General features: G+C 54.8%; 10 protein-coding genes. All 10 read right to left on the bottom strand.

The window, feature by feature from the left end:
- Positions 1-79: 79 nt before the first annotated feature.
- Complete coding sequence (locus H4Q31_RS01825) at positions 80-538, bottom strand: DinB family protein (protein ID WP_185177366.1); 459 nt, start codon at positions 536-538, stop codon at positions 80-82.
- Positions 539-691: 153 nt separating this feature from the next.
- Entirely contained in the window at positions 692-2,479 is a 1,788-nt protein-coding gene (locus H4Q31_RS01820) for a glycoside hydrolase family 2 protein (protein WP_185177414.1), read from the bottom strand.
- A 31-nt stretch (positions 2,480-2,510) separates the two neighbouring features.
- Positions 2,511-3,413: a carbohydrate ABC transporter permease gene (locus H4Q31_RS01815; protein WP_185177365.1), complete on the bottom strand. Its 903-nt coding sequence runs from the start codon at positions 3,411-3,413 to the stop codon at positions 2,511-2,513.
- Between the two features lie 20 nt (positions 3,414-3,433).
- Entirely contained in the window at positions 3,434-4,357 is a 924-nt protein-coding gene (locus H4Q31_RS01810; RefSeq protein ID WP_185177364.1) for an ABC transporter permease, read from the bottom strand.
- 92 nt (positions 4,358-4,449) lie between these two features.
- Positions 4,450-6,201: a type 2 periplasmic-binding domain-containing protein gene (locus H4Q31_RS01805; RefSeq protein WP_185177363.1), complete on the bottom strand. Its 1,752-nt coding sequence runs from the start codon at positions 6,199-6,201 to the stop codon at positions 4,450-4,452.
- A 430-nt stretch (positions 6,202-6,631) separates the two neighbouring features.
- The gene (locus H4Q31_RS01800) at positions 6,632-7,585 is read right to left on the bottom strand and encodes a glycoside hydrolase family 43 protein (RefSeq protein ID WP_185177362.1); all 954 of its coding nucleotides are present in this window, start codon (positions 7,583-7,585) and stop codon (positions 6,632-6,634) included.
- Positions 7,586-7,715: 130 nt separating this feature from the next.
- Positions 7,716-8,888, bottom strand: coding sequence for an MFS transporter (locus tag H4Q31_RS01795; RefSeq protein ID WP_185177361.1), 1,173 nt, complete (start codon positions 8,886-8,888; stop codon positions 7,716-7,718).
- A gap of 270 nt (positions 8,889-9,158) precedes the next feature.
- Positions 9,159-10,748, bottom strand: coding sequence for a methyl-accepting chemotaxis protein (locus H4Q31_RS01790; protein ID WP_185177360.1), 1,590 nt, complete (start codon positions 10,746-10,748; stop codon positions 9,159-9,161).
- Positions 10,749-10,797: 49 nt separating this feature from the next.
- Positions 10,798-12,798 carry a chemotaxis protein CheA gene (locus tag H4Q31_RS01785; RefSeq protein WP_185177359.1) on the bottom strand — a complete coding sequence of 667 codons (2,001 nt, stop codon included), beginning with the start codon at positions 12,796-12,798 and terminating at the stop codon, positions 10,798-10,800.
- A gap of 13 nt (positions 12,799-12,811) precedes the next feature.
- Positions 12,812-13,225, bottom strand: coding sequence for a chemotaxis protein CheW (locus tag H4Q31_RS01780; RefSeq protein ID WP_311771665.1), 414 nt, complete (start codon positions 13,223-13,225; stop codon positions 12,812-12,814).
- Positions 13,226-13,616: the final 391 nt, after the last annotated feature.

Genomic DNA, 13,616 nt, shown 5'->3' with positions numbered 1-13,616 from the left:
CAATATTTTCTATCAAAAAGCATGTGAAAAAGCCAGCCGGCAATCCGACTGGCCACATTCGCGCGCAGATTATAACGTCTTACCCGTGGTTCACGAAGAACGGCAGCTTCTCAATACCCGCCTGGCGCAGGTAGACAAACAGCTGGCCCTTGTGATGAATCTCATGATCCTTCGCTTCTTGAAGCAGCGTATGACCCGGCACCGAACGGCCGAAGAAGTCGACCGACCGGCTAAGCTGCTCTTCCGTCAGCGACCGCAGCGTCGCTTCCGCCTTCTCCGTCTCCGCGGATACGATGGCTCGCAGCTCGTCTGCCGTCGCGATCTCCTTCGCAGGCGCTCCCGGCGTGAAGGCGCCATTCTTCACTGTCTCGGCGAACATGCCCATCGCTCCGGCGATATGCTGCGCCAGCTCCGAGACGGACATCGCCTTCTCCCATGGCCGGAGCGACAGCTGCTCGGTTGAGACTTCTTCCAGCATCTGATGCAGTACTTTGCGGTGGCTGAGCCAACTTCGCATGAATTCATTGACGTTCGTCATCTCACGATTACTCCTTCGGCCTATATAGAATAGCCGCCGAATTTGCCGACGGCTACTCCATATTATAACGATTCTGGATCCGAAGCGCATCCTTGGGCCAGACCGCCAACTAGCGGCAGGAGCAGCAGACGCACCTGTCTGCCAACCTGGACGCTATCTCCCCGTCATAATCCGGCGGATCTCCTCAAGCGGCGCCTTCGGCTGCCGGTCGTACGTGAGCAAGCCGTTGATCTCCTGCTCGACGTCCGTCAATTGCGTGTAGCAATAGCCTTGGATAACCGGCGACGTGAGCATCGGATCGACCACCGCCTTCAGCTTGCCCAAGAAGTCCTCCTCGTTCTCCGCGCCGGAGTAACCCCAGCCTTCCCAATCGCTCTTCTTGAAGGCAATGCCGCCGAACTCCGATACGAGAATCGGCTGTCCCTGATAGGATGCGCCGCCGACGAAGATATTGCGATTGGCCGGCATCGCGTTCACGGCGGATTCCGTCGTCGCATACCGGTTCTCCAGCACCTCTTGACGGCTCTCGTAATCGTGAATCGTCACCAGATCGGTAGTCATATGCTCCCATCCGTCGTTATAGATGACAGGCCGCGTATCGTCGAGAGACTTCGTCAGATGATACATGGCCAAACCATGCTGCTGCTGGCGCTTATCGATCTGGACGTTCGGGATGCCCCAGCTCTCATTCAGCGGAACCCAGGCAACGATACAAGGATGGTTGTAGTCGCGTTCGATAATCTCCTGCCACTCCTTGGTGTACCGGCGCACATACTCCTCCGAGTAGTCGTACGCATTCGCCGCTTCGCTCCATAACAGCAAGCCGATGCGGTCGCACCAATACAGGAACCGAGGGTCCTCCGTCTTCTGGTGCTTGCGGACGCCGTTGAAGCCCATCTCCTTCGCGAGCTCGACATCCCGCTTAAGCGCTTCGTCCGAAGGAGCCGTCAGCACGCCTTCAGGGAAGTAGCCCTGATCCAGTGCCAGCCGCTGGAAGTAAGGACGGTTATTCAAGCAGAACTTCCCGTTCTCAATCGAGATCTTCCGCATCCCGAAGTAGCTCGAGACCTCATCGAGAACCTCCCCGTCTCGAAGAAGACGGAACCGAATGTCGTACAGGTTCGGATGCTCCGGACTCCACAGCCGGCCCAGTCCATGGTCGGCAAAGTCGTGCAGCCCGATCGTCCGCCTCTCTTCCGGATGCCGGACCGTCAACCGATCTTCCGCAACCGGCCTGCCCTCGAACGTCACCGACACCTGCAGCTGAAGCTCGCCCACCCCCGAAGCCGAATCCTTGAGTCCGTCCAAGAAAGCCCGAACCCGGATCTCATTGCGGTCGATGTCAGGCGTCAGCTTGATCTTGCTCAGATGCACCGGGGCTACAGGCTCCAGCCAGACGCTCTGCCAGATACCGGTCGTACGCGTATAGAAGATGCTGGCCGAATTCTCGAGCCAATACTGCTTGCCTCTCGGCAACGTGATGTCACGGCTGAAGTCCTCCGCCCGCAGGACGACGGTATTGCTTCCTTGGGCGAGCGCGGAAGTAATATCCGCGTGGAACGGCGTATGTCCGCCTTCATGCACGGCGACCAGCTGTCCGTTCACCCACACCTTCGCCAAGTAATCGACCGCGCCGAAGCGAAGCACAATCCGCTTGCCTTGCCATGGCTCCGGAATCTCGAACGATCGGCGATACCACACCACATCGTGAAAAGCCGGGTCGTCAATGCCGCTAAGCTTGCTTTGAAACGTAAAAGGCACCTCGATGGTACGCGTGAAAGGAGCGGATGCATCTGCTAGATACCACCGTTCATCTTCCCCATTCGCCGCATCGTCATAAGTAAATTCCCATTCGCCGTTCAGGCTCAACCAATCCTGACGGTGAAACTGAGGTCTGGGATATTCTGAACGCAGTACAGGTTTGCTGTCTAGTTCCATCATCAACTTTATTCGCTCCTCGCCGTCACGCCAATTAGCCTTTAATCGAACCTACATATACGCCTTTGACGAAATACTTCTGCAGGAAGGGATAGACCAACAAGATCGGCAGCGTCGACACGACAATGGTGCAATATTTCACCAATTCCCGGTAAGCGGTCGCGCTGCCGGCGCTGTCGATGACGACGCCGCCCGCGCTGCCCATCGTACTGGCAGAAGTGTCGTTCGCCACCAGAATCTCCTTCAGCAGCAGCTGCAGCGGGAACTTGTCCCGATCCTGCAGCAGAACCATTGCGTTGAACCAAGAGTTCCAGTTGCCGACCAGATAGTAGAGGAAGATAACGGCCAGCGTCGCTTTGGACAGAGGAAGAATGACATTCAGCAATATCCGCAAGTGACTTGCGCCGTCAATCGTCGCAGCCTCTTCCAATTCGTAAGGAATCGATTGGAACCCGGTTCTCAGAATGATCATATTCCACGTGTTCAACGCGACCGGAAGAATCATTGCCCACAGATTGTTGTACATGCCGATATCCTTCATGAGCAGGAACCAAGGAATCAGGCCGCCTCCGAAGAACATCGTGATCGTGATCACGACCATAATATGATTCTTGAAATACAGCTCCCGGCGGGAGAGGACGAATGCCCCCAAGATCGTCATGATCATGTTGACTAACGTACCTAATCCAACATAGACAATCGTATTCCAGTACCCGACCAGAAGGCTGTTGTCTCGGAAGACGAGCTTGTAGCCGTTAACGGTGAAGCCCAGCGTTTTATACAGAATGCCGTTATGAGCGACCAATCGGACCGGATCGCTGAGAGAAGCAAGCAGAATATGCAAGATTGGATAAAGGCAAATAAGCGTCAGCAATGTCAATATCGCATAGATCGTGACGTCGAACGCCCGGTTGCGAATAGATGTGCGTAATCTCATCGGTTATGAGCTCCTCCTTCCTACCACAGACTGACTTCAGAGGTGCGTCTCGCTATCCGGTTCGTCACCCATAGCAGGACGAAGTTGACGACGGAGCTGAACAAGCCGACAGCCGTGGAATAGCTCAGACTCGCTTCTCTCAAGCCTCTTCGGTACACGTAAGATGCGACGATATCCGATGTGTCGTAGGTTAAAGGATTATAGAGCAGAATAATCTTCTCGTAGCCGTGAGCCATGAGGCCGCCGACCGCGAAGATAAACAGAATGATGATGACCGGCCTGATCGAAGGCAGCGTAATGTGCCACATCTTCTGAATTCTTCCGATGCCGTCCATCTCAGCCGCTTCATAGAGAGAAGAATCAATGGAACTCATCGCAGCCAGATAGATAATGCATTCCCAGCCGACATTCTGCCAAATGCCGGAGAACGTATAGATCGGCCGGAAGAAGTCGGAGTAACCAAGAAGCGAAGTGTAGTCCTTGCCCGTAATGAATTGCAATACTTGCGTAACTACCCCTTCATCCGCTGTGAAAATATGAATCATGCCGCATACGACAACCAGCGAGATAAAGTGAGGCATATACGTAATGGTCTGCACGGTCTTCTTAAACTTGCCGTCCTTGATCTCATTGAGCAGCAGCGCCAAGAGGATCGGAGCGGTGAAGCCGAACGCGATGCTCCAGAAGTTCAGCATCAGCGTGTTCTTCACGGTTCTCCAGAAGTAAGGCCCTTGGAAGAAATCCATGAAGTGCTTCATGCCCACCCAATGGCTCTCCGAGAATCCAAGCAGCGGCTTATAATCCTTGAACGCGATGAGCACGCCCCACATAGGGCCGTAACAAAAGACAAAAAACCAGACCAGCACCGGGATGGCCAGCAGGTAGACAAACCAGTTCTTCTTGATATCCTTCTTCATTCTGACGCTCTTGCGCAGGGCCTCCATGTTCCAACCACCTCATTCTATGGGACATAGAGATCGACGGGCATGACGCTACAATCATGCCCGTCTCTCCATGTATCATGCTTGTAAGGAGCTTATCTTTGGTTATAACGATCCAATGCCGCCTGATGAAGGCTCAGGAATTCATCCAGCCCCATGTTCTTCGCTTCTTGGAGGAACTTGTCATAAGCGTCTACCGGCAATTGACCCATAATGATCTTCGCGAAGTATTCGCCTCGAAGCGTCGACAGCTGACTGCCAAGCTCAGCCTCTCTTGAAGCTTCGTCCTGCGTGAACGTAATCGGAGGCATAGCCACGCTCGTATCCATATTCTCCGTCCAGTACTTCCGGATATCGCCGGAATAGCTTCCTTCCGCCACGATATTCGGGTTGGCGTTATGCTCGTCGCGGATATCCGGCCAGTTGTGGTTCCGGTACTTCAGGAGCGTCGACGCCACCGGAGCGCCGTCCGGATCCTTATAGATGTAGCTGTCGGCTTGGAAGTACGGCTTGCCGTTCTCGTCTACCAGGTGATAGTTGCCGTAGAGACCGTAGTTCAACAGCTCCCAGCCTTTCTTGGTGTAGCTGAAGTCCAGGAAGCGCATAGCTGCTTCTACATCATCGGCTTGAGTAGTAACTGCGGCGTTCATGCCGGTTACCATCCAGTTCTTGTAGGTCGTCTGCGCTTTGTCCCCTTCGTTCAGAACCGGGTTCAGCGCGCCAACGAAGTCGATATTGTTCTGCTGCTTCCAATAACTCCACATCGTATCCGGGGAGTCCATCATAACCGCGGTCTTGTCGGATACTGCTTCTGCCATGCGCTGGTTGAAGTCGGCAGTTGCCCAGTCTTTATTGAGCAGGCCTTCCTTGTTCCATTGTGCCATCGTTGCCAGGTAATCCTTGGCTTGCGGCTGAGCAGGGCCCCATTGAACCTTGCCATTCGCGTCCTGGAACGTCCAATCCCATACGCCGAAGGCGCCGTTGATAATGCCAGTGAAGATCTGGCCATATGTCGAACCGTAGTTCAATGGCTCGCTGTAGCCGACTTCCTTCGCCTTCAGCAGGAACTGATGCCATTCTTCAACGGTCGTCGGAATCTCCATGCCGGTCTTATCAAGCGCTTCCTGCTTGATCAGCATGCCGAACCACATCCACTCCGAATACGGAGCGAGCCCGTAGAAGCCCAGCAGCTTGCCGTCGTCGGTGATCGTCGTCTTTCTTCTCATCTCTTCCGAATTCCGCCATGCGGAATAGTTCGGCGCATACTTCTCCATCAAGTCCGTCAGGTCCTGGTAAGCGCCGTCGGTGACGCCTGCGGCGACGCCTCCCGGATACCGGCCCGGATCCATGATGATGTCGGGCAGATTGCCGGAAGAGATCATCAGCGTGAAGTTATCTGCTTCCTGTCCTACCGGAGGCGAGATGAAGTTAACCTTAATTCCGGTCAGCTTCTGAACTTGCTGTTGAACGATATGCTTATTCCAGTCCGGAACGTCGGAGGTCGCCGGAACCCAGACGTCCAAGGTGACGTCCTTCTTGTATGGGTACGCCGAGTAATCGGTCGGGAGTTTAGTGTCGAACATGTCGGCGAGATAAGTATCGTTGAGCGAATTGTTCACGAGATCAATTTGCTCCTGCGTCGGCGCGGTGTTGCCGCGGATATCTGCGCTGATATCCTCGAATGCCGTCGAATTAACCGGTGCTTGGGAAGCGGTTCCGTCCGTAGAAGCGGAACTGGAGGCGGAGCTCGCAGGCTCATTGTTCGAATTGCTGCAAGCGGTTACCATGGAGATTGCCAGTGTTGATACCATTAACAGGCTTAAGAACTTCTTTTTATTTTTGCCCATGTTTATCCTCCCACGATAAATGAATGATAAAATGACTCTTCTTCAATGTTGCCTGCAACTGCCCCCTTCGTTCCCCCTTCGCTTGGAAATTCTGTTCTAAAATAACATTTTCGATACAATACAATTTTTCTGTATCATATTCCAAAGTATAAGGCCGGTATTGATATGTGTCAACGCTTTCATTCATATTTCATGTAATTAATTTTTGACATCAGCAACGTAAGAAGTCAACGGATCGAGCTCCCGCCTCCTACCGAAGACATGAAAATCCCTTAAAACAAAAGAACAAAATAGAGGGCGGCCCTTCGTATCTGAGTTCAAATACGATGCCGCCCTATTGGATTAGAAGTATAATTATATCGTTTTGTTACACATTTGTTGTACTAATAGAGACAAAAGCCCCGTGTTTATTGAAAAGAAACTCCGCCCGTCATTCGCCCGAAGGAATTGCCAAAGCCTGCTCGTCGCCGAATGGAGATCCGAAATCCGGCGTTCCGTCCGAATGCCAGCCGAAGGACTGAATGCGCGTTGCCCGCAGGCTCAAAGGCGCGTCGGGTGCCGGAAGCGCATGATAAACGATCCAATCCTCTTCGCCGTCCGGGGATTGCGTGAAGCTGTTGTGTCCAGTGGCATAGACGCCATTCTCCACACTCTTGCGGAAGACAGGCTCCATCGATTTGGCCCATGATGCTGCCAACATCGGGTCTGCCTGCTCCTCCATTGTCAGCATGCCCAGACAATAATCCTCGGACCATGTCGTGCTGGCCGAATAGACGAGGTAGATGCGTCCGTTCCTCTTCAGAATGACCGGCCCTTCATTGATAGCCATGCCGCCTTGCTTCTCCCACGTTAAGGTCGGGGCCGTCAGCATGACGTGGTCGCCCGTCACCGTCCATGGATTCGGCATGCGCATGATGTAGATCGCGGACCCGTAATCCGGGAATCGTCCGTATCCGGCATACAAGAAGTACAATTGTCCGCGCACCTCCATTACCGTGCCGTCCAGACCGGCAACCGGTGTCTCAAGCGCGCCCTTCCACGTCCACTCTCCCTCGAGCGGATCCGCGGCTTCGTTCTCCAGCACGCAGATCCGGCGCGATTCGTCGCCTCCGCCGTCGTTGGCCGTGTAGTAGATATACCACTTGTTGTCGACATAATGAATTTCCGGCGCCCACAGGTTGTGGCTGTATCGGCCGCCTGGCTCCGGCGTCCAGATCGCTTGCTTGCGCCCCTTCGCGATTCCGGTCAAAGTGTCCGATTGCGTAAGCTCCAAGCAGGTCCCTCTCGTGCACATGAAGTAGTAGCTGCCGTCGGAGTGCTTGAACACCCAAGGATCGGCTGCGTTCTCGACGATCGGATTGCGAAAGGTACGGTCGTTCGGCATCGAATCTCTCCCTTAGGACGGCGCTGTCGCTAACCGTCGGATTATGGTCAGACTATTGCCATTATAGTTGGATTTCGCGCCTATGGTAAAGCACCCATTTCCGCATACCGCACTTGGCGATGCCGACTCCTTAGATATACCGCTCCCTCTTAATCAATAGAAAGAAGGGAATTAGCGACAACAGCGTAAAGGAAAAGGACAGCGCTATGACCGAATCCATGCCGAATCGCCTCGCCGCGATTGCGCCTAATAGCGGCGCGAGAATGCCGCGGACTCCGACCAGGGTCAAGTACACTCCGCTGTACGATGTAATGTGCCGGCCTGCCGTGCGTGAGATGAAGCCGATCCAGGCCAGATCCATTCCCGCTCCTGCAACGCCTGCCGCGAATGATGCGCAGATAATCGCGAACGGATGGGGAACGAGCCAATAGACGAGCGGATAGAACGCGCCCAGCATCGCACAAATGAACAGAACCGAGGAGCTTGAGCGCTTGTCGATGATGTCTCCCCAGATTGGATTGAACAGCAACGCCGCCGCCGTCATCACGATGCTTAGCAGGCCGATCTGTCCGAACGAGAGACCCAGGTGATTCAACTGGAATATGGGATAGATCGAGGCTGGAAGCAGTTGTACGAATTCATAGATGAAGACACCAAGCAATAGCAATTGGAACGCGCCGTCGAGCTTGATCGCGGCTACGGAATCCTTCAGGCTCGAACCGCCCTGCTCGTCCTCTTCGCGTCCGGCAATAGGCTCGCGAATCCGGCTGAACACAGCCATTCCGGCTATGCCTAACCCGCACGAGATAAGAACGGCGAGACGGAAGCGGCCGTCCAGCCAATGGCCGCCCGTATACGTCCCTGCCATCACGGCAATTCCGCCGGATATACGGACATAGGCCATATAACTCGCCCGTTTGGCTTCCGGATAGATCGTGCGCATCAAGCCGACATAGGAAGGCATCGCAATGCTCAGCATGACGTAGAACATGACCGTGAGCAGCACCAGAATGGATGATTGCGTCGTGAACGCCATGAACAAGATAAAGATACGAGCTGAACCGTATAAGAGAGACATCAGCCGGACCCGGTCATAATTCTGCGTCATTCTGCCCCACAGCAGGGCCAACAAATTCGCCGCCGCCGGCGCTGCCGCAATAACAGCCGTATCGAGCGCATCGCCTCCGTACTTCAACGCCATGACGGCCAGGAACGGCACGATCATCCCCGTTCCCAAGCCGCCCAGCATCGTCGATAGGATCTCGATTCTCAAATTGCGCAACGCGAGTTGCTTCTGCTTCAATCCTCTCCACCAGCCTTATCTCAGCACTTCAACCATTGTATGCTCGTTCGGACGGCGGCTTGTCTAATCGGAGGAAACAAAAAAACACGCCGTAGAAGGCGTGTAAGCTTGTTTGGGAATGTAAGCTTCCGTCCTCGCCGGAGCCGGCGCCGCTTGCCGATCCGTCCCGGCATTAGAATCAGAGCAGCCGGCGGCGATAGCCAGCGCGGCAAGAATCGAAGTTCTGCCAAAAGGTGCTATATTATTCGCGTTTCCTCGCTTAGCCGTGTGTTAAGACAGCTTGAAGGCCTTGACGGAATGCTGCAGGCTTTCCGCAAGCTGCGAGAGCGATTGGGCGGTTGCCGCCGTCTCTTCGCTGCTGGCGGCCGATTCTTGAGCGGCGGAGGAGATATTCTCCACGGCCGTAAGTACGCTGGAGGATTGAGCGGCCTGCTCTTCGCTCGCGGCGGCGATCTCGGACACCTTCTCTCCCGCGCGATTGACCATCTCGGCGATCGAGCGGAATGACGCCCCCGTCTCCTTCGACAGGCTGGAGCTCTCCTCGAAGGCTTGTACGCTATGGCGCGTATTCTCCTGCATGCCCTTAATGATAACGGCGATCTGCTTCGTCGCTTCCCCGCTCCGCTCGGCCAGCTTGCGGACTTCGTCGGCCACGACGGCGAAGCCTCTTCCTTGCTCGCCCGCGCGGGCGGCTTCAATAGCGGCGTTCAATGCCAAGAGATTCGTCTGATCAGAGATGTCTTCAATGACTTCGATAATGTCGCCGATCTTCGCGGAATCCTCTTCGAGCCGGGACATTTGCGTTCGAACTGTATTCATGCTTTCCAACGAAGACTGAATCACCTGGCCGCCTTGCTCCGCGATCTCAATCGTCCGATCCGAGATCTCCGCCGCCTGCTCCGTATTTTTCGCAACCGAATGAATGGCCGTCGACAGCTCGGAGAACAGCTCGTTGATCATCTGCGCCGAATGGGCTTGTTCCGAGGAACCGTTCGCGATCTCCTCGGTGCTGGCCGAGATCTGCTCGGCCGCGGCGGCTACGCCAAGCGAGGATTCGGTAATGTTGCCCACGATGGAACGCAGGTTGCCCACCATATCGTTCGTCGCCATCGCCACCGCGCCGACTTCGTCCTTGGAACGGTAATCGGTCGTCTCCGTCAAATCTCCGCCCGCTACCTTCCTTACGAGCCGGACGACATCGTTTAACGGCTTGGAGATGACCCGCGACACGAAGATGCCGAGCACGATGCACAACAAGACGGAGACCGCGATGACCGCGATCGTGATGTTCCGGGACGTCTGGTACAGCTGGTTGCCGTCGACTTTGGCTTGCTCGGCGTCGGCGTTATTCACTTCGATCAGATCGTCCAGCACTTGGCGGAGCTCCGTCGACTTCTCGTCCATGTCCCCTTGGATCAGGATCAGCAATTCGTCATCCTTGAACTGATCCGCCAGCTCGGAGCCTTTATGAATATCGTCCAAATAAGACGCCCAGCTGTCGGAGTACTTGGCGTATATTTTCAAGGATTCTTCGCTCTGCCATGTCTCGCCGAATTCGCCCATCCTTTGTTCTACCGTCTGGATGTAACCGTCCAATTGCTGCTGCCTCTCCGCTATTTGCTCGGCGGTCTTGTCGATGTAGAGATCTCGAACGACCTTGCGAATCTCGTTGACGCTCGACTTCGCCTCGAGCAGGTTCGTTACCGACAAGAGATTGCCATCGTACATAAAGTCCAAGCTGTTGTTCATTTTGTTCAAATTGACGATTCCATAAATGCCGATGGCAGCGAGCAATACGGAGAGCGTCAGGAAGGAAGAGATGAGTTTGACGCTCGTTCTAAGATTCGTGAACCATTTCATTTGGAAGCTCCTCTGAAAGTTATTGGAATTAGGCGAATCGCCCTTTCTTCTACAAGGCCTCGACCCACTTCAAGATGCTGGTCGTGTCCAATATCATCGCGACTTTGCCGTTCCCGAGTATGGTCGCTCCGGATACACCGTCCGCTTGGCCGATGAACGTGCCGAGTGACTTGATGACGACTTCTTGATTGCCCAGCAGGTCGTCAACGGCCAAGGCCAGCCTCTTCTCCATGCGGCCAACGATGACAAGCGGGATCTGTTTGCGTCTCGCCTCGCCTCTCGGCAGCCGCAGCGCGTCGTGAAGCCAGACGATGGGAACGATCTGATCGCGAATCTTGACGACCGGGTTCCCGTTGACGGTCCGGATCTCCGAAGCTTCGGTCCGAATTATTTCCGCTACGCTGCTCATGGGGAGAATGAATTCCTTCTCGGACACCTGGACCAGAAGGCCGGTTATAATCGCGAGCGTCAGCGGCAGCCGGATGACGAACCGGGTCCCTTGGCCTGGAACGGTGTCGATCTCGATCGTCCCATTCAGACGCTCGATCTCGGTACGGACAATGTCCATCCCGACGCCGCGGCCGGATATTTCGCTGACCGTTGACGCCGTCGAGAAGCCTGGCCGGAATATAAGATGAACGGCCTCCGCATCCATCAACTTGGCCGCATCCGCCGCCGCAATGATCCCTTTGGCGACTGCCGATTGGCGGATTCGTTCCGCTCGGATACCGGCCCCGTCGTCTTCAACCGTAATGACGACTTGGTTATCTTCGTGAATGGCGCTGATCCGAAGCGTCCCCTTCGCCGGTTTGCCTGCTTGGATCCGGTCCACGGGGGCTTCAAGACCGTGATCGAGCGCATTGCGGATCAGATGAGTGAGCGGATCTCCCAAATCCTCGATGATCGTCCGGTCCAGCTCGGCGTCCTTGCCTTCGACGACGAATTCCACGTCCTTCTGCAGCGTTCTCGCCGTGTCCCGAACCATTCTCGGGAACCGGTTGAACAGGTGCTCCAGCGGCAGCATGCGGACCTTCATGACACTCTGCTGAAGCTCCCCGACCGTCCTCGTCAGATGGTCGGACAGAGCCGACAACGCATCGACATGATCGTCGGATCCGAGCTGTTGCCGGAACAGCTTCTGCAGCTGCTGCATCCGGGTCTGGTCGATCACAAGCTCCCCGACCAGATTCATTAAGTGCTCCAGACGATCGACTTGAACCCGAACCGTCTGCGATCTCGATCGATCGGCCGCGCTTGTGGATTCAGCCGGCTCTTCCCCGTTCCCGCCCGGTTCGCGCGCGTGCGCTTCTGCTTCAAAGCCGACGCTGGCCAAATCGCACATCTCGACGGCGGCATTCTCGACGTCCATCATGCCAGCGATTCGTTCTTCGAGCTCGTCCGCCTGCACGGCAATCGCCGCCAGCCAAACGAAGGAACCTGGATCGTCGCCGTTCGGTTCCGGATCGGTCAAGTTCGACCAAGCCACGTATCCCAGCTCGCGAACCTGAACGTCAACCATATACGCTCGCACGGCCTTCATCTCGCAGGTGTCGGCAAGGCTCACCCGCAGTTTGACCGCCAGGCGTCCGTGCACGGCGTTCAATTGCAAATTCCGCCAAGCTTCCGGGGGCGCAGCATCGAACGAATCCGCCTCGGCGACAGGCCTGTTCCGCTTCGTGTACTCGCGCAGTTGAAGAATTAACGGCCCGATATCGAATTGCTCTTGACCGCTTCGAACGATCTCGGCTTGAAGCTTCTTCATTCCGTCCAAGCAGCGAAAGAACAGATCCGTCATCGGCGTCGCGAAGGAGAGCTGTCCGTTGCGGGCCAGGTCCAGCAGGTGCTCCATCTCGTGCGTCAATTCGTTCATCTTCGCGAATCCCATCGCCGCCGAAGATCCTTTCAGCGTATGGGCTGCCCGGAACAGACGTTGGATGCCCGACTCCGTGGATCCTTCTTGCTCCAGCCGGAGCATCTCTTCCTCGACGGCATTAAGTTGTTCATCCAATTCTTCCAGGTAGATGTCTATGTACTGAGATAAGTCGTTCAATCGAGCCCCTCCCCTAATTCCGAAGGAGCACTTCGTCTAATTTGAGGATGCCAACCAACCCCGTGGAGGAGATGCCGATGCCGGTGAATAAGTTGCCGTTCAGTCCGCCGATCCGATCAGGCGGGGGCTGCGTATTCTCGAACGAGACTACTTGATTCACGCGATCCACCACGATGCCGATGAATTCTTCTAGATGGTTAAGAACCACGATTCGGGTCGCTTTGCCGAACTCCTTATCTGGAAGTCCGAACATTTCCCGCAGACCGATCACCGGAACGATTCGGCCCCGCAAATTAATAACGCCCTTCACATAAGAAGGACCGTTGGGAATCTCCGTAATATCTTGCATTCGGATAATCTCGTGCACTTCCGATATTCGGATGGCGTAATTCTCGTTTCCGATACCGAACTCTACATACTGTTCCATTTCAGACAACGCAAGCATCCTCCTTCCGTATTCCGTGTTGTTTATTGCTCTTTTCGCATACATGCGTCAAGGAATGAATGGAGGATCGGGGTTAGGAGGACAAAGACAAATAGCGGCGAACGAGGGGGATCTCGCGCTTGATCTGCTTCATTGAGGAGCAACCGTACATGAGGACATTGATTGTCATTTCCATCACCTTCCCATTCCTAATGTCGATCCTGGCTGCCTGTAAGCTTAAATAGGAGAGTGACAACATATAGAAAAAAAGCATTGCCCTATCTGATAAATCATTTTGCGATAGGAAATTCGAACCACAGGTAATTATTACTTTTGGATCAGCCGCTGTCAACGAGCTTTTTTTCCTATATTTTCATCGATGGATAAAGAAAAC

Origin of the sequence: Cohnella lubricantis (assembly GCF_014212015.1) — a bacterium.
Classification (GTDB): domain Bacteria; phylum Bacillota; class Bacilli; order Paenibacillales; family Paenibacillaceae; genus Cohnella; species Cohnella lubricantis.
This window is presented reverse-complemented; position numbering and strand designations above follow the sequence as displayed.

Bases quoted from the DNA above. Each gene is read 5' to 3' on its own strand.
- H4Q31_RS01825 (WP_185177366.1), bottom strand. From the start codon at position 538: ATGACGAACGTCAATGAATTCATGCGAAGTTGGCTCAGCCACCGCAAA.
- H4Q31_RS01820 (WP_185177414.1), bottom strand. From the start codon at position 2,479: ATGATGGAACTAGACAGCAAACCTGTACTGCGTTCAGAATATCCCAGA.
- H4Q31_RS01815 (WP_185177365.1), bottom strand. From the start codon at position 3,413: ATGAGATTACGCACATCTATTCGCAACCGGGCGTTCGACGTCACGATC.
- H4Q31_RS01810 (WP_185177364.1), bottom strand. From the start codon at position 4,357: ATGGAGGCCCTGCGCAAGAGCGTCAGAATGAAGAAGGATATCAAGAAG.
- H4Q31_RS01805 (WP_185177363.1), bottom strand. From the start codon at position 6,201: ATGGGCAAAAATAAAAAGAAGTTCTTAAGCCTGTTAATGGTATCAACA.
- H4Q31_RS01800 (WP_185177362.1), bottom strand. From the start codon at position 7,585: ATGCCGAACGACCGTACCTTTCGCAATCCGATCGTCGAGAACGCAGCC.
- H4Q31_RS01790 (WP_185177360.1), bottom strand. From the start codon at position 10,748: ATGAAATGGTTCACGAATCTTAGAACGAGCGTCAAACTCATCTCTTCC.
- H4Q31_RS01780 (WP_311771665.1), bottom strand. From the start codon at position 13,225: ATGGAACAGTATGTAGAGTTCGGTATCGGAAACGAGAATTACGCCATC.